This window comes from Herbidospora sakaeratensis, assembly GCF_001570525.1.
In the GTDB taxonomy this organism is placed as follows: Bacteria; Actinomycetota; Actinomycetes; order Streptosporangiales; family Streptosporangiaceae; genus Herbidospora; species Herbidospora sakaeratensis.
Map to the genome: position 1 here is coordinate 155,340 of NZ_BBXC01000012.1, position 25,323 is coordinate 180,662.

Here is a 25,323-nt window from a genome sequence, read left to right on the forward strand (position 1 = left end):
ACTCTCAAGCTGCTCAGCTGCGCGATAGAGGCCGACGTTGACGAAAGACATGAACGGCTTCCTCGGGCGTGGACCTCGCAGGGATGACACTGTGTCGGCTCGTAGTGGTCAAGCCACCGGATGGCTCCATACGCAGGGTCACCTTGGCGCGGGCGACCCCACCTGGCGTTCAAGACGTCGTATTCGCCTGCTCAGCGCCGGTTGGCTCAGGTGAAGTCGACTTGGCGGCATGCTGATGAAGCTTTCGTCGGTCAATACGAAATCCAACCCATAGGCGCCCCGGGCTCCGGAAACCGATTACCGACTGCAACGCCCGTACAGCAGCCTGGAACTTTTCTGATCAACCACAACTGCCGGCCAGCCCATCTGCCAGATCACATGACCCTGCCGGCGCCGAGCGCTCCGTCCGCAGAGCTCAAGCGCCAGGCGCGTATCCGAACCCAAACGATCAGTTGACGTGCTCCAATTTCATGTCCATCATAATGGACATGAAAGAGGAAGGCGCCCGGCCCTACCGGATGGTCGCGCGGGCCGAGGCGGCGGCCGAGACCGGCGAGCGCATCATGGCGGCTGCCCTTTCCCTCTACATGGAGTACTGGCTGGACGAGATCACCCTGGAGCGGGTGGCGGAGCGGGCGGGGGTGTCGGTCAAGACGTTGATGCGTCGGTACGGCAACCGGGACGGCCTGCTGACAGCGGCCGGCGAGACGATCTCCGCCAGCATCGCCGGACACCGGTTCGAAGCCCCGGTCGGCGATGTCGACGCCGCCGTACAGAACCTGATGACCCATTACGAGCGGTGGGGTCGGATGGCGCTGCGCAATCTGGTCCAGGCACAACGTTCGCCGTGGATCGCGGCGGGCGTCGAGGCGGCCAGAGATGAACATCGGCGCTGGGTGGAGCTGGCCTTCGCCCCGTTTCTCGCCCAGCGCCGTGGCACCGGCCGTGAGTTGCTGCTCGCGCAACTGTTCACGGTCACCGACCTGGCGGTCTGGCAGGTCCTGCGTAACGACCTCGGCCTATCCCCGACGCGTACCGGGGAGGCTATCCGCGGCCTCGTAGAAGGCGTCCTGGCAAGGGACAACCTCCAGTGACCAAGTTCCTGTTCTACCTCACGCCTCAGACGGGACACCTGTTCCCGCTGATCCCCACCTGGCAAGACCTGATCAGCCGAGGGCATCAGGTGGCGGTGCGGTGCCAGCCACAGCACGTCCAACTACTGACCGGGCTCGGCGTGGCCGCCAGCCCGGTCGCCTCATCGATCGTCGCCCGGGAGCAGGACGACTGGAAGGCGCGCAACCCGATCGCAGCCGCCCGTCTCTCGATGCGCACGTTCCTCGACCGGGCCGCACTGGAGGTGGCCGACCTGCGTCAGGCACTACGCGACGAATCCCCTGACGTGGTCGTCGTGGACGCGCTGTCGTGGGGCGCCGGAGCCACCGCCGAGACCTCCGGCCTGCCATGGGCATGGGTGGCGCCCTGGCCGATCGGCATCGCGTCGCGAGATCTGCCACCCCCGGGACTCGGGCTGGCCCCCCAAACCGGTCTCCTGGGCACGCTCCGCGACGCCGCCGTCGGCCTGGTCTCGCGAGGGTTCTGGCGACCCGTACTGACCGAACTCAACGATCTGCGCGACAGCCTCGACCTTTCCGCCGTCGCCAGCATGACCGAGTTATGGTCTGCGCGTGCACCGCTGACCGTCGTCTATGGCGCCGAACCGCTGGAGTACCCCCGCTCAGACTGGCCTTCGACCGTGACGCTGGTCGGCCCCGGCGTATGGTCGCCGCCCGCGTCGCCACCTGATTGGCTGAGCGAGATCACCGCGCCACTGATCCTCGTGACCTGCTCCACTGAACGACAGGCCGATGACGTGCTGGCCACGACCGCTCTCCGAGCATTCGCCGACCAGGCCGTCTTCGTCGTGGTGACCACCGCTGCGGCCGGCACGATGCGCGGCGAGGTACCCCGCAACGCACGACTGGAACGTTTCATCCCGCACGGGACGCTACTGCCCCGCGCGGCCTGTGTGGTTTGCCCTGGCGGAATGGGGATCGTTCACGCAGCGGTACTGGCCGGCGTGCCTGTGTGCACCGTGCCGTTCGGCAGAGACCAGCCGGAAGTGGCCCGCCGGGTGGAGATCGCCGGCGTCGGCACCAGACTGCCTGCCCAGCGGCTGAACCCGCACAGGTTACGCCAAGCCGTCCATGCGGCCATGGGCATGCGAGAGCGGACCGCCCAGGTGGGCCGGCAACTAGGCGCTGCCGCCAGCGCGGCCAACGCCGCGAACGCTTTTGAAAGACTGCACGTCAGAAACTAGAGACGATGACTCAGGACGATCCCTCATCAGGCGCGAAGCGTGCTCATTCTCCACCGGCGCGGAAACACCGGGTTGTACGGGGGATGACAGGCGCGGCATAGCGAGAACCCGCCGTGGACGGAACGACGGTTGGGCTCGTATCCGTGCCGTTTCGCACGAAGGCATGTGCGCGCCCAGCAGATCAGCCTCGTGATTCCCTGAGACGCGGCTTGTCCGACAAAGCTCGAGCGTGGCTGGGGGCACAGCCGCGAAACGACGCCGGGACCCCCGGCTGAGCCCGCACCACCCTTCCAACCGGCTCGCGGAAGGCTCTATGCCGGCAAGGAAAGCGCAGATGATCGGCTTACCTTGATGGCGGATGCTCCCTCGCCGGATCATGGAGGGGGGCGGCGATATTGTTGACGTCTCCCGTGCAAATCGCGGTCACGCAGGCGCCCACACTTCCAGGCTCTAGCCGCCTTGTACGACGAATTCCCGGAAGCGCTGACAGTTGACGCCCGGACCCAGGCCAACGTTGAAGGTGCGGACGCCGTTTACGTAACGGCGGCGGTCAGGGGGCACCGCCCCGGCGCCGGCGAACAACCCGAATGACGACTTATCTTCATCCTTTGGGTGGACATCGGGCAGACCAGTCGTAAACGATCACTGTCAGCCGCACGCGTCCGGACAACGAAAGAAGCCCGCGCCCCTGCGAAGCAGCAGGTCACGGGCTGTTTCAAGGGTGCCCCCGGTAGGAATCGAACCTACGACACCAGGTTTAGGAAACAGAGCTGCTTTCGATAGAAAGCATGCTCTTGAATTGCAGAAACGCAAGCTCTCCGGTTACTGGACATGCCTCATGGGTAGGGATTGGGATCGGCGCCCGAGAACAGCTTGGATCGGCGTGGCCGCCGAGTGAGAGGAACTGCCATTCCTCCACCGCTCCTCAGTAGTCTCTGAGCCGGTCAAGCGAGCAGCAGTCAATACCTATGGATCATGCTTCAGGCGACTGTCGAGGATGAGTCCTCGGTGGGGGCCTCGCCGGGTCGTTCGACGAGCTTGCCATGACAAAGGTTGCGCTGGTGCGGACCAGGGTGACCAGATGGAGCGTTGACCGCGCCAGCGGGCCTGAGTCGCCTCGATTAGCTTTGAAGGCCATGGCTGGCTCGGCTGCGCGTGACCCAGGCCCTTTTGCGACCCCTGTGGCGGCGCTCCGTGACCGCGCTGCGCGCCGCGAACACGGCGCTGCCGAGGTGCCGGTCGCCGACGGGACGCCGCCGCACCCGACCCCTCTGCATCCCGACTGGCGAAGCGGCCACAACGCTCTATACGGGCGCCGCGGCGGAGGTTCTCGAGACGCTGGTCGGCAATCGGTCCTAGGGCCTGTACGGAGTTGAGATCAGAGGGATTCGCGTGCGGGTGATCTGTGGGTCCTGATAGGTCATCGCCATGGCGCGTGGAGACCTCAACGACGCAGAGTGGTCCCTGATCGAGCCTCACCTGCCCTTGGGTGAGCGGGGCCCGATCCCGGATCTGCGGCATCAGTTCAATGCCGTGATGTGGCGGTTCCGGACGGGCAGTCCATGGCGGGACCTGCCGGTGGAATACGGGCCGTGGTCCACCACCTATGACCGATTCCAGTCCTGGGCCAAGGCAGGTGTCTTCGAAGACCTGATACAGGCGATGATCGCCGAGACCGCCGCTCGCGGGCAGGTCGATCTGGGACTGATCAGTGTGGACTCCACGACCGTCCGGGCCCATCAGCACGCCGCCGGAATGGTCTTGGACGGCGAGCTGGCCGCAGCTCTGGCCGAGGCCCTCGACCAGGAAAAGGGGCTACGCCAAAGGCGAATCACCCGGCCAGAGGTAGCCGGCCCGGTAGTGCAGGAGCGCCGGGCCGCGCGACGATGGTTACGGCTGCGGCACGGCATCCGGCTGAAGCTTGCCGCACTGGGACGCTCGCGAGGCGGGCTCACCAGCAAGATCCACCTGCTGGCCGATCGGCGATGCCGGCCGCTGTCCTTCGTTCTCACTCCAGGTCAGGCCGGAGACAGCCTGCGGTTCCGCGCAGTGCTGTCAAAGATCAAAGTTCGACTTCCGATCGGGCGTCCACGCACCCGGCCCGAGGCGCTGGCCGCCGACAGGGCCTACTCCTCACGCGGCAACCGCGCCCACTTACGTGAGCGCGGCATCAGAGCCGTCATCCCAGAGAAGAAGGACCAAGCCTCCACCGTAAGAACCGCGGCTCACGCGGCGGCTGCCCCATCAGCCACGACCCCATCCTTTACCAGCAGCGCAACACCGCCGAACGCTGCATCAACCAGATCAAACAATGGCGCGGCCTGGCCTTCCGCTCCGACAAGACCCCGGGAAGCTATCTGGCTGGGCTCTATCTACGCGGTGCTCTCCTGTGGGCCCGAAGCCTTCAGCTCAGCTGAAGATCCGAAGTCCGTACACGCCCTAGAGCCCCCTCGCCCTCCACAGTCCGACGGCGCTTGGTGTCCTGTGGAGTTACATCCCGTGGAAGACACCAAGCGAACAGAACGCCGGCGCTCGGGTGTGGTCGTCTGATCTGCACGTGCGGTACGCCGACGAGGCGGGGCCACACTGGGGCTCGATGTCATCTCGCCGTGTGTTGACGATGTCAATGCATTTATGACTTGGGTAGCTTGGTCATCTCGTGTACGGTTGCGGTCATGGATGCCGATTCTCGTACTCCTGCCTCCGCTCTGGTCTCGGCTGCGGAGATCGCGAGAGCGGCTGGTGTGACCCGAGCTGCAGTCTCCAACTGGCGCAAGCGATACCCCGACTTTCCACGGCCGGTCGGCGGCTCCGTGCGCAATGCCCTTTTCGCCCCCGACGAGGTCGAGACCTGGCTGGAACAGCATCGGAAAGGCTCCGACGTTTCTGAGGAGGTGCTCCTTTGGCAGTTGCTGCGTGGCTCCTACAGAGACGACATGGTGCGCGGCCTCACGGACATCTGCCGAATGTTTATCTCTGGGTGCTCCGAGATGCCGGATCCCGAAATCGCGGAAGTCGCCTACAGCCTGGCCGGGCAGAGTTCACCCGCCGAGGTCGTCGCGGCGCTCACCGAGCGGTTCGTCGACTCCTCAAGCCGTGTCGGGTCGGAACAAGTGTCGACGCGGCGCCTGGTCCGGGCGGTCGGCGAGTTCGCCGGACCAGTGGATGGCACGGTTTTCGACCCCACCTGCGGAATTGGTTCCCTGCTCCTCGGGCTTGTGACAGACACCAGCGTCACGCTGGCTGGGCAGGAGATCAACCTGTCGGTCGCGCGGCTCGCCGAAGCGCGTGCGGAGCTCGCCGGACATCGAGATGTGACGATCAGGGTGGGCGACTCCCTTCGCGATGATCGCTGGCCCGGGCTCCGGGCGGATCTCGTCGTCTGCGATCCGCCGATGAACCTGCCCGACTGGGGCCGCGATGATCTCCTACTGGACACCCGATGGGAACTCGGCCTTCCCACACGCGGTGAGAGCGAACTGGCGTGGTTGCAGCACTGCTACGCGCACGCCGAGCCCGGCGGCAAGGTGATCATGGTGATGCCCGCGTCCGTCGCCTACCGCAAGGCGGGACGCCGAATCCGGGCCGAGCTGGTGCGGCGTGGCATCCTCACCCAGATCGTGGCGCTGCCCCCAGGTATGGCCGTCTCCCATGCCCAGCCCGTACATCTGTGGATGCTGACCCGGCCGTCCGCTCACGAGGGCGTGACCACAGCAGTCCGCATGGTCGATCTGACCGCCAACGATCCCGACGAATCGTTCGAGCCAGAGCCACACCAGGTCGAGGATGTGCCCTTGATCGATCTGCTCGACGAGGCCGTTGATCTCACTCCCGCCCACCACATTGCCAAGCGAACCACTGATCATCTGGCCGAGTACCTGGCCGTACGAGAGACACTGCTCAGCGGGCTTCGGCAGTTGTCGGACACCCTGCCGCCCCTCGCCTTGGGTCCGGGGTCCCTCGACGGAGCCGCGGTCCGCATCGCCGACCTCGCCCGAGCCAAGCTCGTCGAAGTCTCCGACGCGGGGGTGACCTCCACCACCGATCAGCTCGATACCGACTACCTGCGGGGCTTCGCGGCGAGCACGGCCAACGCCCGCCGCTCCACCAGTTCCAGCGGTAGCTACCGTGTCGACACGAGGATCGCGCGTGTCCCCCAGATGGAGATCGCCGACCAGCGGCACTACGGAGACGCCTTCCGGAGCCTCGACGAGTTCGAACGGCGCGTGCGGGAGCTGACGTCGCTGAGTGAACAGGCGATTGCCCTCGCTCGTGACGGGCTCACCAGCGGGACCCTACGGCCGGATCAGCTGGGGACGAAGGGGCTGGGTGCCCCGCTCCACGAGACGTAGAGCGCCTCGCGGGCCCGCGTGCAGGCGACGAAGAGCACGCACCGTTCGCGGAGTAAGTCGCTGTCATGCTGAAGCCGGTCCACCTCCGGCGGGGTGATCTCCTTCGCAAAAGGCACGGCTCGCGCCGTCACCCCGGCCACCGCAACGCATCGGAACTCCAGCCCCTTCATCGCGTGCATCGTGGCCAGTCGCACGCCGTCGGCCATCGCGTGGGGATGTTCCTTGACCTTGACCACCGGAATGCCCGCACCGGCCAGCCGATCGGCGGCCTTGTCCAGCACGATGTTGAACCGGCTGGAGACCGCGATCTCCCGAGCCGGGATCCCCTGGTCCATCCACGCCTTGATCCGCTCCACCACTGCGGACACCTCCTCCTGTTCCGTCGGGTGTCCGGTGGCGACGGGGTGGCTGCCGCGCAGAAGTGAGCGGTAGCCGGCGAGGCTGTCCCCACCTTCTCCCGAGAGATCCTCCACCGGTGAGTCCGCCATCACCCCCGCCGCCCACGCGAGGATCTCCGCAGTGCTCCGGTAGTTGACGCGGAGCCGGTTGCTCCGGCCGGTGACGTGAATTCCCACCGTGCCCAGCGACACCTTCGAGTCGTAGATGCGCTGGTGCGGGTCGCCGACGATGAACATGTCATCGGGCCCTTCGAGGACGGCCGCCCGGAGCACCCGCCACTGAGCCGGGTGCAAGTCCTGTGCTTCGTCGACGACGACATGGTCGTACCCGTGCGAGCGCGGACTGTGACCGTCTACCAGTGAGGCGGCCTCATGGCAGACCTGCAGGTGAGTACAGTCACCGGTCCTGCGCAGGTCGTCCAAAAAGATCCGGACGGCCTGCCAGACCTGTTCCCGCTGGCGCGGACCGAGCGCCGAGCCGCGTCCTCGACGGCTCACGGACTGGTACTCCTCCAACGTCTCCACGCGGTGGGCCAGGATCACATGACGGTACTCCTGGACCAGGAAGTGCTCGGTCCACGGCAGATCCTGCCGAGCGATGATCTTCCGCCAGCGCTGCCGTTCGTCGGCGTCGTTGATCAGATTCCGCACGCCTCCGCCCAGCTCATGGACGATCCGGTAGGCGAACGCGTTGACAGTGGTGACGTCGGCCCGGGCGAGTAGCTCGTCGTCGTCATCGAGAAGTAACGCGAGGTTCTCCCGCAGTGACGCCGCCAGGGCGTTGGTGTACGTGGTGAGCAGCACGCGGGTGTCCGGGGAGCGCGAGAGCAGGTGCTTGACCCGGTGCAGTGCGACCACGGTCTTGCCGGTCCCCGGCCCGCCGGTCACCTGGGCGGGCCCGTTGAACGAGGGCCGGTAGGCGACCCGGCGCTGCGACGGATGCAGGAAGATCCGCCATGCCGTGAACGGCTTGTCCAGCACGTCGGCCAGTTCGTCCGGTCCGGTGACTAGAGTGATGCGGCCTGCCGTGTTGACGATCGCCATTTCCAGACTCGGTTCGCCGACATGGTCGACCATGGGGCGCCGTTCGGCGACCACGTCACGATAGACCTCCTCAGGGGTGAAGCCCTCGGCGAGATACTGCAGGACTTCGAATTGGTCCTCCGGAAGCAGCGTCGCAAAGGCCTCCAGCTGCGTTTGGTCGATGATGGTCCTGACGGCGCGTCGCACCTGGTCGTCGATGCCGAGGTCGCGCAGCACCGTGTCGGAGTGCTTGGCGAACAGCAACGCGGGAGCCTCGGAGGCGGCCTTCTCCAACGCGGGGGTGAGCTGCTCGATCGCCACGACGTTGCGAACTTCGACGGCGAGCGTCGCCGTGTTGACGGTGATGCGGCGTTTCTTCGCCCAGTCGTAGGCCGCGTCGTGCGGCAGGATGATCAGAAGAAGGAAGACCTCGCTGCCGTCGTCGGGGGCCACCACGACGCCGCGCCAGAAGTCGGTGATCCTGACGGTGCGGATCCGCGAGTCCTTCGCCTGCGCCACCGATTCCAGGTGTACGCCCTTCTTGCCATGTAGCTGGTGGATGGTGAGCTGCTGGAATCGTGCCATCACCTTGCGCACGCCGGCTTTGACGTCCTTTTCGAGGGCGTCGTAGCTTTCCCAGAAGGTGCTGGCGAAGGCGAGCTGTGGCACGGCGAACCTCCAGGCGAGGGGACTGATGATCATATGCCGAGCTTCAGGGCCAATGCCCCGATTTCGTCAAGCAGTGCGTCGGGGGGGCGGGCCAGGTCGAGCGCATGCTGATGAATGGTGATGCCCGCGTGCCGCACCCGGTGGGCGGTGTGCTCGGCCTCGCCCTTGGCGTAGACGAGGTGGCCGTCTGACAGGTTGAGCGCGGTGCAGTAGGCGAGCATCTGGTAGAGGTCGGCGTCGGGGAAACCGTCAGGTTTTTCGGCCTTGTACTTCGCGTCGGCCACCACGGCCGGGGTGCCGTCTTCGGTGTAACGCACGAAGTCGGGAATGATCCGGATCGCACCACCCTCGTCGAGGTGGTGACCTGCCTGCAGAACGCAGGGGCCGGTGCTGATCTCACGCAGCGCGGTCGTCACGAAGTCCTCGAAGACCTTCGCCATGTCGAAGAGGAAGCCGCTGACGGTGAACTCTCCGGGCAGGTGGTCGACGGAGCTGCCGCGCAGTAACAGCTCGGCCAGCCGAAGCGCATGGTGGTAGCGGGCGTTGAGCCGGCTGGGCCTCCAAGCGGGTAACCGTTGACCGCGTCCGATCGGCGTGACGTCGCCCAGGCGGAGCCGGAGTCTCAGCAGGCCGCCACGCACATCGTGATCGACCCCCGGCAACCGGCGGAGCCGCTCGACCGTGGTTCGCAGCAGCCGGTTCTCCACGATGTCGGTCGTGTACTCGTCATGCGCGATCTCCAGCGGGATCATCCGGCCGTGATACCGGCGGATCTGCTCCGCCTCGCGGATACGTCCCCGCACCACGAGAGCCGTCTCATCCGTTGCCCGGTAGCCCTGCAGCAACCCCTGCCGCAGAGCCGTGTCCGCCTGCCGGGCGAAGAGCCGGGCGAGCACCGGCAGCAGGTCCGTGGCCTCACCGAGCTGTACCTCGTCGGCCCGCCAGCCTTTGGGATCGAGGCTGTAGCCGAGGAGGAAGAGCAGTCGGCTGATAGGCAGCTTGGGGGCGATGTGCAGGGCGATCGTCTGCCCGTCGGGCGCGATGACCGTGGCCGCACCGATCTTCCGTCGGGCCTTCAGCCGCCACTGACCGGGATGCCACGGATCGGGTGTGGCTTCGACGAGACCGGAGGCTGCCAGAGCCTGGCCGACGGCGGCGGGCAGCGCCACCGAGCGTGCCGGACCGCGTTCCCTCAGCTCGATCGGAGTCACGACGACTCGATCGCAGCCCGCAGCGCTTTCAGGCCATAACGTTGCTCGACGTCGACGCCCTCGCCGTAGTGATGTTCCTCGAGTAGTGGCAGGATCTTCGTGCGCCAGGCACGCTCCAGTCCTCCCTCGCGGTAGACACCCTTCTTCATCAGGTACGACGGCCCGATCCGGAAGTCCGCGTCCACGATGCGCCGATTGAGTATGTCGAGCAGGTCGGCCGGTTCGCGATCGTGTTCCTCCCGTTCTAGCCATCGGCGCAGAAGGCCACGGGTCGGCTCGATCCTCGGTGACAGTTCGACGAAGGAGAAGCGGCGGCGCATGGCGGCGTCCACGAGCGCGATCGAACGGTCGGCGGTGTTCATGGTGCCGATGACGAACAGGTTCGGCGGCAGGGCGAAGTCGTCTCCCGAGTACGTGAGCCGCACCGACTTGTTGCGGTATTCCAGCAGAAAGTACAACTCGCCAAAGACCTTCGCCAGGTTGGCCCGGTTGATCTCGTCGACGATGAGGAAGTGCGGGACGTGCCGGTTGCCCTCACGGGAGGCCAGATCGGCCAGCTCACGCAGGGGCCCCGCTGTGAGCCGGAAGGCGACCTGCCGGGTCTCCGGGTCCTCCTTCGGCCGGAAGCCCTCGAAGAAGTCCTCGTAGGCGTAGGACGGATGGAACTGAACCAGTTTGACCTGTTCAGGGCCGCCACCGAGGAATTCCGCCAGCTTGAGCGCCAGGAAGGTCTTGCCCGTGCCGGGCGGGCCGTACAGCACCAGCTGACGGTCGTCCCACAGTAGGTCGCGCACTTCACGTAGCCACTCCACGTCGTGGATCAGCAGGTCGTCGGCCAGTTCCTTGGTCGGCTCCGGCAGCTCCAGCTCCCGCCGGGCGACGATCGCGGGGATCTCTCCGGTCGAGTCGCCGTCCAGCCCCTCGGCCTCGTCGAGCAGTTCCTCGTCACTGCGCCCGAGGCCGACGAGCAGGGCTTCGACGGAGGTGAGGTCCACGACGTCGTCTTGGGTGGAGAGCTTCTGCTGGAGCTCCTCAGGCAGTTCCTCGTACGTGTAGCCGATGCTCTGCCACTCCACCGGCCGCCGCAGGTTGGACCGGTTCGCATCGGAGGTGACCTGCTCGACGTCGCCGGTGACCTCTCCGACATGGAGCAGGCCGTTGGAGATCGTGCAGACCGTATCGCCCGGCTTCATCCGGGACAGGAAGATGTGGAACTCGTCGACCAGCCGTGACCGCTCGCTGTAGGGACGGGACGCGTAGTCCTCCTCGACGAACCCGCGCAACTGGTCTTTGGTCATGCCCTGCGAAACGCCCTCGCGCAGGCGGCTCGCGGCGAGACTCACGCGCTGCTCGGGCAGCCAGAGGCGCTGAACGAGGTTGACCCCGGCGACATTGGAACCACGGATCAGCCAGGCACGGCTGGGGCCTGCGACAGCTGTCTGCAGGTAGTCGCCGAGGGGATGGCCGCCGGCGCTCTTCCATTCCGTCCAGCCGTTGGAGCTACGGCCAAGCAGGATCTCGGCTGCGGCCGAAGGGGAGTTGTAGATGATGTCCTCGGCCGTCTCCAGATAGCCGGGCCAGCTTGCCGACTGAACGATCTTGCCCGCAGCGATCTGGTGTTCACGCAAGTCGTTGGAGGAAGGCATCCGCGTTGGAAAAGACGGCACCACTTCTGGCCGGACCGGTGATCCTGCCAGTACCAGGAATTTCTGGCTGCCGTTGGTTCCCTTTTCGTCCAGTAACCGCCCGCGGCCTGAGGGGCCGCCGTGCGGTAGGCGGATGTGGAACTCGGGATACTCGGTGGACATCAAGTCACTCCGTTACCGGTACGACCGGCGTCAGCGGGATGGCGGGGGCCGTGGCCGGGCGGTGGGAACAGCGTGGAGGTGTAGTTCTCGCCGTCGACGAGTGGGGTGTCGAGGCTGACACCTGCGGGGGCCATGCGGTTGTATTCGGCGAGGACGAGGTCCTTGGTGCGGTAGGTACCGTATTTGGCGATCTCGTTGTTCTTCAGTCCACCGGTCTCGGATTGGAATGTCTCGAGGATGTAGTCGACGTCGTCGCGGGCGATCCCATAGAGGTGGAAGAAGTAGGCGTCCAGCTCGGCGCGGATCATTGTACGGCGCTGCACGTCCCACTCGAAGGGAGCGCCGGAATCGCCGAGGTCGCGCGCGAGTCCAACCAGGTCATGGGCAGTGTAAACAAGCTCGAGCACTCTCGGGATGATGAATGGAATGTGGGGAGCGAAGTTATCGGGAGTGGGAACGGGGAGTTGCTTCCAGACCATCAGCGCCAGGTGGATGCCGCCGACTTTCTGTCGTGCCACGAAATCGAAGACCAGGGAACTCTGGGCAGCGATAAGCGCCCCCACGAGTGGAGGCGGTACATGAGGGAACATCAGCGGGAACGTGTGGATGACGGCCGTACGCGGAATGAAGGCTGGAATGGCGGTCCGCTCGTTGGTCGACGATGTTACATCGCACCAGCCGCATAGCCAGCTCCGTTCCCACTTCACATCATTCAGTCGCGGAGAGATACCTGGAACCTTAAGTTCCTTATCCTTTCTTCGAACTGGGATCCAATCGCGCTGGTCTATCCAGTTGAGTGAAACGACAGATCGTCCTGCATCCTTAAGGCTGTCGGTGTCCAAGTAGCGGGGCTGGTTTTGGCGATTTACTGCCGTTTCGCTCTTGACTACGTCTGCGGCGCGATGGTTGAAGAAGTCGACCATTTTCGCTTCGTACAGCGGAAGCATCTTTCCTTCGCCGCGAACAAAGACATTCTTCTGGAGTTCCCAACCTTCCGCCTCCAGTTCCTCCCGCGTGCGCAAGAGATCGCCATCGTTGGCGTTCCGGAAGAGATATTTAAATTCTATCGGCCATGGGTTGCCACCACCCAAGGATTCATTGCTCAGTACTGGCAGGCGTCGGTAGATCGCGAGCGTGAGGTCGGCGTCTCGCCGTGTGCGGAAGATCGGAAGTGATCCGGTGTTGGGGCTGATGGTGGCGATCTCCTCGGGGCTGAGGGCGAAGGCGCGTTCAGCGTCGTCAAGATCGGCCGAATCTTCTAGGAAGAAGGCGAACTTCGCCGCTGGTTCCCGTAGACCGCTTCCCATCAGTGAAAGCAGGCAGAACTTGTAGCGAGAGTCTACTCCGAGGAAGAGTTTCTTGCGGTTCTCGAAATCATAGAGGAGGGAAATGGCGCCGCGGCGGGTCAGATCGCCAAACAGATGCTGTGCACCCGCGCTCGTTGCGATAGCGGTCGGAATGATGCAGCCGAAGCGACCGTCCGGGGCGACGATGGTGGAGAAATGCTCGGCGAAGAGCTGATCCACCTGTAGTTTGGTAACGCCGCCAGTCGTGAGTCCTTTCGCGCACAGTGGAAAGACGCCGGAGCTGCTCGCGAACAGTGATGTGGACTTCAGCTTGCGCCGCTCGGCTTGATACCGCATCCCCGCCTCGGGGTTTTCCTTCTCCCAAGCCGCGATACGTCTGCCTCGCGCCGCGCCGGCAATTTCGGCGATTGACGGCTCAATGACGCTGAAGTATTTTTTGTCCTCGAATTCCAATCTGTCCCAGGGCGGGTTGCCGAGCACGCAGGAGAAGCCACCCGACCAGCCGGTTGCCAGGTCCACGGCCTTGCCGGAGTCACCCTCCGGGACATGGAAGATGTCGGGAAACGCCAGGTGCCAGTGGAAGAACCGGTACTCGTCACGTAGTCGCACGATTTCGTCGCGGATCTCTAGCGAAGGGGCATCAGCCTCTGGATCTTGGAGAGAGCGGAAGACGTCGTGTGTGATTGCGGGTGGGGCGTCCTTGGTTTTTCGCCACATGAAAGCCGCGCACCAGGCGTCGGCGAGGTGTCGGGCGTTGATGTAGTCGAGAGATGACTCCCAGTCCTGGTAGTCGGCCTCTTGCCGATGGACCTGCATCAACGTGTTATCCGGCGCATTGGCGATGGCCCGGAGGCCAGGGACGAATGCGGTGTTGGCTACTTTCGTCGTCGTCGATCGGTTGAACAGTCCGCTCCAGCCAGCGCGCTCCCGCTCGTTCTCATTCTGAAGCAATGCCGCGAACTTGATGTCGTCGCCGTCGACCGCCTTGAACGCCTTACTGGGGATGCCGTCACGCATCAGCGCCGGCGTGGCTCCGATCAGCCCGTTGCCCAGCTTGATGTGGGCGTCCAGGAAACCCAGAGCCTTGCCCGGCTCGATCGCCTCCAGCCAGAGCGACACCTTGGCGAGCTCGACGGCCATCGGGTTGAGGTCGACCCCGTACACACACCTGTTGACGACCTCCCGCAGGGCTCGACGGACCGCGTCGAACGTCGGTTCGGGGTTGCCTTCCCGCACGGCGGCGATCCGCTTGGCGATCCGGCGAGCGGCGGCGACCAGGAAGTGCCCGGAACCACAGGCGGGGTCGCAGACGGTCAGCGACAGCAACTCGGCGACGATGTGTGCGGCCGGATCCGGCTTCCCCGCCTCCGACGCCTTGATCTCGCCCCGTTTCTGTGCGTCGTCGATGACCGGGTCGAGTGTGGAGTCGAGCAGGGTCTCGATGAGTGAGCTAGGCGTGTAGTAGGAGCCGGTCTTCTTACGGTCGTTACCTAGCCGGTTGACCAGCTCGAAGGTGCGGTCGACGGCGCTGTGCTTGGGGACCAGCTCCAGAAGTGACTCGTAGATCGAACCGAGTTCCTCCGAGCCCATGTTGCGGTAGTCCACCTGTCGCCAACGGCTTGAGCCGACGTCTCTTACACGTGCGAGGTGCCGGACCGCCTCCAGCAGAGAGGCGTTGGCCAGCGACGCTCCCCGCAGCAGGAGATCGGACGCCGTGTCGTCGAAGAGCCCACCCAGACCCGGCAGTCCCAGCTCGGGGCGGCCGTTTTCGTCGGCCAGGGCGTCGAGGACGATCCGCAGTGCCTGATAGAGGTCGGTGTGCGAGGTGCCGCGTCGGCGCAGGGCGTGCTGACGAAGCCGTGCGGAGGAGAAGTAGTCGGCATAGCGCCTGCGGGTTTCCTCATCTATGCGCGGTGGGTGGAGCACGTCGCGGTCCTCGGCCACGAAGAGGAAGATCAACCGGTAGACCATCCGCAACAGGGCGGCGTGGAAAGTGGTGACGTCCAGGTCGGCGCGGAGCTTGTCGTTGGCCGGGTGCTTGAGGAATCCGGTGCCGAGCGAGGTGATGGCCTTCTGGACACCGTCGCGGTGGCTGTCCAGGGCACGAGTGCCGGAGGCGATCGCATCGACCCGCCACTTCTCCAGCCAGCACGCCGAGGGCGCCTCGCCCTCTTCAAGCTTGAAGCGTGAGTAGTGCAGCAGTCGGTAGAGCAGCACGAACTCGCTGAAGAGCTCGCCGTCGAAGATCGCCTCCAGGTCGAACTCGACATAGGACGCGGTGGCCAGGGCGCTGGAGTCCCGCAGCAGCCGAAGGCTGCGGCCGTTGGTGACGACACCCCACAGGTGTGCCTCGGTCCGGTTCAGCAGCTCCTGGACCAGGGACTGCGGCGGGACGGCGTTCGCGCCACGCTTGTCCAGGCCGGCGTTCCAGGCGACCAGGTGGATGGGGACGTGGTTCCACCGATGACTGATCACGAAGGTCTTGCCGCCGTCGTCGGACGGCAGCCCAGAACCGCCGACGGACGTGAGGTCACCGAAACCGAGCTCGGCGAAGAGCGGCGCCAGCCACTGGTTGGTCGCCAGGCCCGTCGGGTCAGCAGGGACCGCGGCCTCGGGGGCGACCGGCAGCTTGCCGCGCAGTTCTTTCCAGACCGACTTGAGATAGTCCCAGTGTCGTTCGGCGTCGTCGCGCACCGAGCGGGAGCCGATCACCTTGTAGTCGGCCGGCTTGGAACCGATGACGTCCTTGCCCTCGGAGATGCGCAGCAGCATGTCCGCGGGGAGCAGCCCGCCGACGGTGTGGACGGCGGAGAAGACCTGGTTGCGGGTGACGGCGGACATCAGGCGGCCCCTCCGGCGGGCAGATAGACATAGGCGCCGAGGATGTCGGCGGATTCTTGCACGGTGACGTCCAGACCTCGGACGATCTCGCCTGAGGCGCTGCGAACCCGGCGGTGGGATTCGCGGAGCTCGGCTTCGAGTTCTTTGCCGTAGACGCCCAGATGATCGGAGGTCGCCTGCAGGCCGTCGAGCACACGGGCCATGGTGCGCTCACCGAAGGCCCGGTCGGTGTTGTCGTCGGCGGTCGCCTCGACAAGGCCGAGCGCCTCTTCGTCCGACAGCCAGACGGCGTTCGCCGGAGCACCCTGGAATGCCAGCAGCCGCGCGTCCTCGGCGACGATCTGCCGCTCGCCCGATCGTGAGGGCAGCGTGAGGTGGAAGCGGTAGCGGACCAGAAGCAAGGTGGTGCGCGTGTGCACTGCATTGGTACGGATGACACCACAGCGCTTGGCCAGACGCCTCTCGGTTCCCACCTTCTCCAATGCGGTGTTGAGCACGTATCCGGCGAGGGCCCCGACGACGGGATCGGTGCGGACCAGGGCCACCTCACCGCGTGCCACCGCGGCCGTGGTCCGGAACGAGATCGGGCGACCCGCTTCGACGGCGTCGCCGCCGACGACCGGTGCGAGCGCGTCGCGGAGCCCCGCGGGGGTCCCGGTCACGTCGACGGTGAAATCGCCCGAGCCGCTCTCTCGCAGCACGCCGTCGAGCGCGGGCAACGCCTGCCGCACGAAATCCCGGACCTCGTCACCCCGGCCCAAAGTGTCGCGGATGGCGGCGACCTCGCGGGCCACCTCTTCGGGGTGGATGGAGCGTTGGGCGAAACGGGAGCGGGAGCTGCGCTCACGTTCGGCGGCCGAGTTCCAGTCGGACTCGAGAACGGTGGCCTTGCGGTCGATCTCCTCCATGTCGAAGAGCGCATCCTGGTTGGGCCGCTGGCTCCGCATGAGGATCCACTCGACGATCGCGTCGGTCACCCCGGTGGAGGCCGCGTCGGGCACGGAGACGGAGATGCCGAGGTCCTTGCGGATCTGCCGGTGCTTGCGGATGAGCACCTCGAGGACCTTGCCGTCGATGCCGTTGTCGTTGCCGTAGAGGGTGATGACCTTGACGGTGTCCTTGTTCTGGCCGTAGCGGTCGACGCGGCCCTCGCGCTGGTCGTGGCGCGTCGGGTTCCAGGCCAGGTCGTAGTGGACGACCGCGTCGAAGTGGTGCTGAAGGTTGACACCTTCCGACAGGCAGTCGGTGGCGATGAGGACGCGACGGGCCGCCGCGTCGGTGCCGGCTTCCTCGGCCAGTTCCGCGATGCGCTGGAGTCGCTGCTGCGGGGAGAGCGTGCCGGTCACCGCGCGGACGACGGTCTTCTTACCGAGCTTGCCGTCGAGATGTTCGGCGACGTACTCGGCGGTCGGGATGTAGCGGCAGAAGACGATCGGATGGTAGCCGTCGGCGATCAACGACTTGAGGTGTTTGACCAGGGCGGCCAGCTTCAGATCCTGCGTCTGGCCTTCCAGGGCTTCGGCACGGTCGGCGAGCTCCGCCAGTCGTACACCTGCATCGTCGATCTCGGCACCCGGGGCGACGTCGAGCCCTTCCATGACGTCGCTGTCGGCGCCGTCGCCGGTGAGCGGCGCACCGAGCTTGTCGGCCTCCTCGGCGGTGGCGGCCAGCGCGGCGGCCGAGCGGGTGCGCAGGGTCTGGGCGGCGGCGCGCGGGGAGGAGACCAGGGAACGGAGCAGGGCGATCGCCGACCACCAGGCGATCCTGGCCTCCCGCTTGCCGCGGTCACCGGCGGCACTGACCCGCTCGCCGGCATAGGCGATCGCGTCGTCCAGGAGGGCGCGGTAGGAGGGCGAGAGCCGGTAGGTCTCGTCTTTGAAGAATCGGTCGGAAGGGAAGGCGGTGTCCTCGGCCAGGGAGTCGTCGGCCAGGCCGTCGCTCACGGTCAGGAACTGCCGTACATCTGCCCTCTTACGCTGGACGAAGTGCTGGGCGAGCAATCGGCGGTCTGAGTCAAGGTCGAGCTCGACGCGAGCCAGCTCCGGCTTGACCAGGCCGAGGAGGTTGCGGAAGGCGCTCTCCTTGCCGCTGTGCGGGGTCGCGGTGACCAGCAGCAGATGCCGCTCCGGTTCCGCGGCCACCCGCTGCAGCAGTTCGTAGCGGAGCTGGTTCTGGGCCGAGGTGGCGTCGTCGGCTGCGACGCAGGTGTGCGCCTCGTCCACGATCACCAGATCGGGACAGTGCCGGACGAAGTCATCGCGGTGGCGGGTGGACTTGATGAAGTCGGTGGAGACGATCACATGCGGGTGCCGGTCGAAGAGTGACTGACCGAGGTCGAGTCCGCGCTCCAGTCTGGAGACGGTGGAGGCCAGAACCAGTTCGGCGTCGATGCCGAACTTGGTGCGCAGCTCCTCCTGCCACTGCTCGGCCAGGGCGGGAGAGCAGAGCACGGCCAGGCGATCGGCGCTGCCCTGCGCGAGGAGTTCGGCGGCGATGAGACCGGCCTCGACGGTCTTGCCGATACCGACGTCGTCGGAGATCAACATGCGCACGGTTCTCTGACGCAGTGCCATCATCAGCGGAACGAGCTGGTAGGCACGGGGTTCGACCGCGATCCCGGCCAGCGATCGGAACGGTCCCGCCCCGGAGCGGAATCCGATGCGCAACGCGGCGCGAAGCAGACCGGCGTCGTGCTGGTTGCCCAGATCCGTGGGCGAAGGCGGGGCGAACTGGGCGCTGCCTACCGTCTCGAAAGCCGGGAAGACGGCCGCGATGTCATCGTCGGCGCCGCCCAGCGGACGCAGCACCAGCATGTCGGGGGCACTCTCGGGGAGCACGACCCAATCCCGGCCGCGGGCGGACACCAACGAACCGGGGGAGTAGGTGGGCATCAGGAGTTTCCTCGTGTCGTCGCGGTTCCGAAGTAGCGCTCATTCTGCGCCACGATGGCTGCCCAGTCAGCGTTGTGGGGGAAGCGGACCACGTCCCAGCCGCCGTCGTAGAGGCGGTCTTCGGCCTCGGCATCCCGCTCGGCGACCACCGAGTCGTCGTGGACCGGGCCGTCGACGAAGACCGCGACCTTGACTCCGGGGAGCCGGTAGACGTAGTCGGGTCTGGCCAGTGCCTCGGTGATGAAGGTCTGCGCTTCGTCGGGCAGGCGCAGACCCCGCGTCTTCAGCCAGATGACGAAGTCGCCTTCGAGGCTGCTGTCCGCCTGCCCTTTCAGCCGTTCCATCTGCTCGGTACGGCTTTCGCCCCGCCCCGTCGTGGTCGCCTCGCCCCTGGCGAAGCGCAGCAACAGGTCGCGGATCGAGTGGCGATCGATCACAGCGTGGTTCGGCTGGTTTCCGTACGTGAGCAGGCATTCGTAGCATCCACGTGCGCACGGCCGATCAGGGTGGGCGCCACCTAGGTCGGTGCCGTCCGGCGCAAAATGGCAGATAGCCAAGGCCTCCTCGGCGGCGCTGGCCAGTGCTTCTCGCTCTGACTGCATGAGGCGCAGCACGCCGGCGCCCCCCTCGGCGGCCTCGGTGAACAGCATGCGGTTCCTGGGGCCGTCGTTCGGAGGCAGGAGCTCACTGTTCAGCTCGGAGTCCTCCAGCTCGAAGGCGGCTTCGATGCCGCGCTCCAGCGCGTACATGAGGGACAGCGCGACAGGTTCGGGCAGCGGTTCATCCAACTTCAGGACCAGGATGTTACGGGTGTCCTGGACGTAGGGGATGACCCGCTTGCGCTGCCGCTTCTCGTTGCCATCGGCGTCGACGACAGGCATCTCGCTGGAATCGCCAGAGGACTCGGACGCCTCGCGCTCGTTCAGCCAGCGGCCGTCGGCGGGGTCGAGCCAGAAACCGTCAGGTTCGTTCTCCTTGGCGCGCAACCGTCCGAGGTTGGAGATGCGGACGGTGGCGGAGTCCCCGAACGACAGGGTCCCGAGTTGTCCTGCCGCGTCGGCCACGATCGCGTCCCGGCGGCCGGACCGCAGACCGTGGTCGTTGAACTGGTAGGAGGTGACCAGCCGGAAACCGGCCCGGCGCCGCTCCTCCTCGTCGGAGGAGATCCGCTCCCGGCGTCGTGTGAAGACGGTGTGCAGCTGAAGCAGGCCGCGCGTGGGCGCGGGAAGCGGTTCCCGGCACATCTGGCATCGGTCGCTGCGTTCGCTGACGTCGTGGTGGTAGCCGCAGGAGACGCATCGCTGCGCGTCGGAGGTGACCAGATCTCCCGAGGAGTCGGGCGGCAACTGGATGCGCTCGACCTGGTAACGGGAGCCCTCGTGATAGATGAGCGCGCCGGGACCGAACTCGCGGATGGCCAGGAACCGGGGCCTCTGAAGGTAGTCGCCCTCGCCGAAACGGCGTCCGACGGTGGGGATGTAGGCGGCGAGCGGCAGTCGCGGGAACGAATAGCCGGGCAGGAACCCTTCGCTGGCCAGGTAACGGTAGGGATTGAAGTCCGAAAGCACCGACTTGCTGTCGACGCTCTCGTTCTTGAGCAGGTCGAGCTGGGTCTCGGCCTGCTTGCGGCGGCCTTCGGCGATCTTGCGGTCGCGTTCGGTGAGTGTGTGGTCGAGCCGGCGCCGATTCTGCTCGGCCTGATCCACGAGGGCGGCGCGGAACAGGTCCCGCCAGCGGTCGAAGGCCTGGTCGAACGTCTCCGGTGCCCGGCGGACCTGTTCCTCGATCCACTGCTCGTCCCACCACGTGGTGTCGGCGAACGTGGTCAGCACTCCGCTGAACACGCGGTGGGCGGCCGCGACGGCCTTTCGCTGCGCGTCCTGGTCATGTACGTCGGCGTCGACGCCGGAGTGCAGGCGCAGTTTCGGATTGGGCCGCCGGACGTTCTCGTCATAGCTGAGGTCGATGATGCCCGGAATGGTGTTGCCCAGTTTGAGCTGCGACTCGGCCAGCCAGATGGCCTGGACATGGGATCGGACCAGGTCCTCGTTGGCCAGATCGAGCCGGGGCGGTGCGACCGCCCCGGAGACCATCCGCTCGGAGCGGCGGAAGTAGTACTGGTCATGGCTGTTGCCGGTGGCGCAGTAGGTCGTCACCAGTGCGGGCTGGCCGGATCGGCCCGCGCGGCCGCTGCGCTGGGCGTAGTTGGCCGGTGTGGGCGGCACGTTCCGCATCATCACGGCGTTGAGGTCGGAGATGTCGACGCCCAATTCCATCGTGGGGGAGCAATAGAGCAGTTTCAGCTCTGCCTCGCGGAAAGCGTCCTCGCGCCGCGTCCGCTCTTCGGGGGAGACCTGGGCGGTGTGCTCCCGGGCGGTCAGGCCTGCCAGTGCGGTGGCGGTGTCGCGATAGAGGTCACGGAAGAAGACGTTGACCCGCGGGCCCTCGCCACTGGCGTAGGTCCGGGTCAGCGGGTCGTGACCACCGGTCTCCCCGGTCCCGGCCCGCCAGATGAGGCCGCCGGCGGCGACACGGTATCCGGTGATGACGGGACCGGTGGGCCGACGGACACGGCCAGACCGCTGTGGCGCACCCGCGATCTTCGTCACCAGATGGGCTGTGGAGAGCACTTCCAGGAGATTCACGATGATCTGCTGAGCGTCTTCGGTGGTCAGCTCTGGGAAGTGCACTCGCCTCAGGTACTTGCCGAACTTGCCGCGGCCGGAGAGGAACAGCCCGGAGCGGTCGATACCAGGCCGGGAGCTCTGCGCATAGGCGGTGCCGACCTTCGGCTTGTCGCCGATCGCCAGTCGCCACGGGTCGATGAGTCGTTCCTCGCTCGCCCGCTGGAGGATGTCGAAGTCCTCCCGGAAATACTCGACGTCGATGGCCAGGGCCCGGCGCATCTCGTTCAGCAGAGTCCGCATGATCTCGGCGCGGCGTCCGGGTTCGGCCGCGCGCAGTGCCAGGTGAGCCTTCGCCCAACGCTGCTCGTTGTCGGCGATCCAGTCGAGGTCGGTGTAGTCGATGACCAGGAGACCGGTCTGCTCGAGGTTCGGCATGGTGACCCGCCAGCCGCGCTCCAGGTCCAGGTAGAGACGGAAGGCGATGACGTCACGCAGCGTCTTGGCGGCTCTGGCCGTCAGCGACGGAGGCAGGTCGTCGCCTGCGGCGTAGTCGGCCACGCTCAGCCCGAGCGCCTGAGACACCTGGGAGGCCAGATCCTCGTGCCGGATGCCCTCCGCGCCCGCTGCCCTGGCAGCGTGATAGAGCGCGCTGCGGAGCTGAGTGATCTGCACGAAGTCGTTGAAGTGACCGGCCTGAAGGGAGGCGTCCTGCCGGTTGTCGACGAAGGTCAGGAGCTTGCGAGCCTCCTTCTTCAACGTCTCGGCCGGAGCCTCCTTGAGTGAACGGACGATCGAGGCAGAGATCAGCGACGTCGCGGAGGACCGGCCTTCCTGGTCGAGCCGGGCCAGCTTGGCGAAGTCCTTACCGCGCGTCTGCTCGTAACTCACCCCGCAGTTCAGGCAGAACAGGAACGGTGAGGGGATGAAGGCCGCCTTCAGCTCGCTGCGACCCTCGACGCCATACGGATCGACGGTGACGGAGCGCGGCACCCTCACCCGGTAGGAGTCGCGTACGACCTCCCCACCTTGCTCGTCGAACTCGAGCCAGGACTCCGGCAGCCGACGGTCGGCGATCGCCTGCTCCACGGTGGAGGGCCACGGCCGGGAGGAGTCGATGTAGAGGTAGCCGTCTCCGGCTCGGCCGCCTGTGGCGGCGGTTTCCGGGCGGGTGCCGTACACGACGGTGCCGTCCTTCTCGTTTCGCCAGACCGTCAGATATTCCTGACCGCACTCGCGGCAGAAGGCCAGCGGCAGCAGGATCTTGCTGTCAGAACCCGGCTGGTACAGCTGGTAGTCGCGGGTCAGATGGCGCTCGGTCTCGTTCTCCAGGGTGACGTAGACGGTGTCGCCCTTGGAAAGAAACTGGTGCAGGCGGAAGGCGAAGAGTGGCCGGTCGGTGACCGAGTGCCTGGCCTCCGAGCCCGCCTTGAGCGTGGCGCGGACCGCTTGGGCGCATGTCTCCGCGTCCACACCGCTCGCCATGGAGAGTTCCGCCGCCGCCTCCTCGATCTTGGCGGGTTTCTGCCGGACCAGCCGGTCTTCTTCGTCGGTGGTCAGGCCGAAGCGGGTCTCGATCCAGCGGGCCAGCGGATCCGTGATGAGGTCGTCATAGGCGCGGGGCGCCGACGGAGCCATCAGACGCTCGGCTGGCACCGTGTCCGGCGGCTCCTCCATGGCTCGTACGAGGGTCTCGCCGATCACATTCGCGGAGCTGACCGGAGTGCCGAAGAGTGTGGTCGCAACGTTTGCGACCGCCTCGCGGCGAGTCTCTCCCGTGCCTTCGGTGGACATGGTGGCCGACGTGCCGATGCACTGCAGCCTCTCGGCGCGGCATGCCTCCCGAACACGGCGGATGAGCAGGGCGACGTCGGCACCCTGGCGCCCCCGGTAGGTGTGCAGCTCGTCAAAGACCAGGAACTCCAGCCCTTCGGCCATTTTGATGAGTGATCGGCGGTCGTCGGGACGCGTGAGCATCAGTTCCAGCATCACGTAGTTCGTGAGCAGGATGTCCGGCGGATTGTCGCGGATCTCCTTGCGGCGCGCGTCGTCTTCCTGGCCCGTATAGCGGGCGAACGTGACCCGCTCACGGCCGGGGCCGTATCCGCGTACCAGGAACTTGTTCAGCTCCTCGAGCTGGCTGTTGGCCAGGGCGTTCATCGGGTAGACGATGATTGCGCGCACCCGCTTGCGCGGCTTTGGGCCTTCTGATTCGCGGTCTTTGAGTACCTTGTCGACGATTGGCACGATGTATGACAGTGACTTGCCTGAACCGGTGCCCGTCGTCAGCACATAAGATCCGCCTGACTGGGCGGTCCTGACGGCTTCGAGCTGGTGCTGGTGGAGCGTGAGCGGACGGCCGTCACAGACCGTGCCGCCCTTGGTCTTGCCGACCTGGAAGATGCGCGCGCACTCCGGATGGAGGACGCCGTCCTGGACGGCCTCGAGAACAGTGCCGCCCGACTTGAAGAACGGGTTCAGCGACAGCCACGGGTCGGGCCACTGGGACTTGGCATCCAGGTCGTCCTCGACGAAGGCCTTGATCCGGTCGTCGCGGATGATCGTGCCGCTTTCGGTGAACGCCCGGTAGTCCTTGATCAGCTGCTGGTGCACCCCGAAGACGTCCATGCCGGCGCTCGTGGGCCGCGACGCAGGAGGAGCCGATTCCTCGACAGGGGCCTCGGCTAGGCCCCGCACGGGATCGAAGCCGTCCCATCCGGTGATCCGGATATTTTCCGTGGCGAAGGGACGCAACGCCTCACGCACGGTGACAGCGTCCTCGGGCCGAGTGGCAGGGTCTTTGGCGAGCAGGCGTTCGACGAGGCGAACCAGGCCGTCAGGTACGTCCGACCGGATCAGTTTGATCGGGGCCGGTGACTCGTTCAGATGCTTCTCGCCGAGCTCGTGGTGGTTCTCACTGTGGAAGGGAGGCGTCCCTGTCAGCAACTCGAACAGGACGCATCCCAGGGCGTAGAGATCGGCTGCCTGCGTGACGTTCGAGCCGCGGAACTGCTCGGGTGCCATGTAGCGAGCCGTGCCGACGGTCATCCCCGTGCTGGTCAGCCGGCCACCTTCGAGGTCGTCGGCGATGCGGCCCATCCCGAAGTCGAGGACCTTGACGATGCCACCGCGAAGCAGCATGGCGTTGGAGGGCTTGAGGTCACGGTGGATCACGCCCATGGCGTGTGCGGCGGACAGGGCGTCGGCCATCTGAGCGCCGAGCGCGGCCACCCACGCTATGGGGAGCTGCGGATTTTCGGAGATGAGATCGCCCAGCGGCTCGCCGTCAAGCAGTTCCATAGCGAGGTAGGGCAGGCCCGAAGCGGTATCGACACCGCCCGCGATCGTGCGGGGCAAGTTCGCGTGGTTGAGCCTGCGCATGATGCGCACTTCGCGCTCGAAACGCTGAACGGCCTTGGGATCAAGGCTTGCACGACCATGCAGGATCTGCTTGACCGCGACCAGGCGTTCGCCCACTGAACCCGCCTGAAGGTCCTCGGCGCGGTGTACCTCGCCCATGTTCCCCTTGCCGATGGGCGCCACGAGGCGGAATCGGCCCGCCACCACGTCCAGGTTCACAGGAAATCCTCGCTCTTATCGCACGCTGGCCGACAGGCTTCTCGCTGTGCACACCAGTTGAGCCCTACTGCCCGATAGAGTACACGTGAGGCAATAAGTTTGATATATGATTTGCGTTGACTTCGTTAACAGAAGCCCTGCGGAGTCGCAGTCATCTGCGTGAGGCGATCTCGACTGGGCTCGCTGTGGGCTCGCGATGACCAGTCTCTATGAGCAAGAACATCCCGCTACTCAGACTCAGGGGGCCATCCATGACCGAGCCGAAGAATCGCGCCCTGACAGGTCCGGGCGCGGTCGCCGACT

Annotated in this window: 10 protein-coding genes and 1 pseudogene; 4 read left to right on the forward strand and 7 right to left on the reverse strand. The window is 66.0% G+C overall.

What is annotated here, in order from left to right; translation table 11 throughout:
• Positions 1–138: 138 nt before the first annotated feature.
• Entirely contained in the window at positions 139–231 is a 93-nt protein-coding gene (locus AW271_RS43160) for a helix-turn-helix domain-containing protein (protein WP_369408457.1), read from the reverse strand.
• 257 nt (positions 232–488) lie between these two features.
• On the opposite strand from AW271_RS43160, the gene AW271_RS19645 reads away from it, so the two are divergent.
• From AW271_RS19645 to AW271_RS19655, 4 genes and pseudogenes are all read left to right on the forward strand, one after another.
• The gene (locus AW271_RS19645; RefSeq protein ID WP_218008103.1) at positions 489–1,094 is read left to right on the forward strand and encodes a TetR/AcrR family transcriptional regulator; all 606 of its coding nucleotides are present in this window, start codon (positions 489–491) and stop codon (positions 1,092–1,094) included.
• Positions 1,091–2,317: a glycosyltransferase gene (locus tag AW271_RS39835; RefSeq protein ID WP_062338846.1), complete on the forward strand. Its 1,227-nt coding sequence runs from the start codon at positions 1,091–1,093 to the stop codon at positions 2,315–2,317. The genes AW271_RS19645 and AW271_RS39835 overlap by 4 nt, the downstream gene beginning before the upstream one ends.
• Before the next feature lie 1,428 nt (positions 2,318–3,745).
• Positions 3,746–4,734, forward strand: a pseudogene (locus tag AW271_RS38625) (IS5 family transposase).
• Positions 4,735–4,992: 258 nt separating this feature from the next.
• Entirely contained in the window at positions 4,993–6,669 is a 1,677-nt protein-coding gene (locus tag AW271_RS19655) for an N-6 DNA methylase (protein ID WP_062339115.1), read from the forward strand.
• Here the strand turns inward: AW271_RS19655 and AW271_RS19660 are convergent.
• From AW271_RS19660 to AW271_RS19685, 6 genes are read right to left on the reverse strand one after another with little or no spacing between them, the layout of a single operon-like run.
• On the reverse strand, positions 6,624–8,759 hold the full coding sequence (locus AW271_RS19660; protein ID WP_062339114.1) for a UvrD-helicase domain-containing protein: 2,136 nt from the start codon (positions 8,757–8,759) through the stop codon (positions 6,624–6,626). The two genes, AW271_RS19655 and AW271_RS19660, sit on opposite strands and share 46 nt — an antisense overlap.
• A gap of 29 nt (positions 8,760–8,788) precedes the next feature.
• A complete protein-coding gene (locus tag AW271_RS19665; RefSeq protein ID WP_062338847.1) occupies positions 8,789–9,970 on the reverse strand; it encodes an McrC family protein in 1,182 nt (393 codons plus the stop codon).
• Positions 9,967–11,778, reverse strand: a complete 1,812-nt coding sequence (locus tag AW271_RS19670) for a DUF4357 domain-containing protein (RefSeq protein ID WP_062338848.1) — start codon at positions 11,776–11,778, stop codon at positions 9,967–9,969. Before AW271_RS19670 ends, AW271_RS19665 begins: the two co-directional genes overlap by 4 nt.
• Positions 11,778–15,926, reverse strand: coding sequence for an Eco57I restriction-modification methylase domain-containing protein (locus AW271_RS19675; protein ID WP_062338849.1), 4,149 nt, complete (start codon positions 15,924–15,926; stop codon positions 11,778–11,780). Before AW271_RS19675 ends, AW271_RS19670 begins: the two co-directional genes overlap by 1 nt.
• Positions 15,926–18,763: a DEAD/DEAH box helicase gene (locus AW271_RS19680; RefSeq protein ID WP_245653109.1), complete on the reverse strand. Its 2,838-nt coding sequence runs from the start codon at positions 18,761–18,763 to the stop codon at positions 15,926–15,928. Before AW271_RS19680 ends, AW271_RS19675 begins: the two co-directional genes overlap by 1 nt.
• A 53-nt stretch (positions 18,764–18,816) precedes the next feature.
• On the reverse strand, positions 18,817–25,020 hold the full coding sequence (locus AW271_RS19685) for a protein kinase domain-containing protein (RefSeq protein ID WP_062338851.1): 6,204 nt from the start codon (positions 25,018–25,020) through the stop codon (positions 18,817–18,819).
• Positions 25,021–25,323: the final 303 nt, after the last annotated feature.

Excerpts from the sequence above, each read along its gene's own strand:
- AW271_RS43160 (WP_369408457.1), bottom strand. The coding sequence starts at position 231 with ATGCCGCCAAGTCGACTTCACCTGAGCCAACCGGCGCTGAGCAGGCGA.
- AW271_RS19645 (WP_218008103.1), top strand. The coding sequence starts at position 489 with ATGAAAGAGGAAGGCGCCCGGCCCTACCGGATGGTCGCGCGGGCCGAG.
- AW271_RS19655 (WP_062339115.1), top strand. The coding sequence starts at position 4,993 with ATGGATGCCGATTCTCGTACTCCTGCCTCCGCTCTGGTCTCGGCTGCG.
- AW271_RS19670 (WP_062338848.1), bottom strand. The coding sequence starts at position 11,778 with ATGTCCACCGAGTATCCCGAGTTCCACATCCGCCTACCGCACGGCGGC.
- AW271_RS19675 (WP_062338849.1), bottom strand. The coding sequence starts at position 15,926 with ATGTCCGCCGTCACCCGCAACCAGGTCTTCTCCGCCGTCCACACCGTC.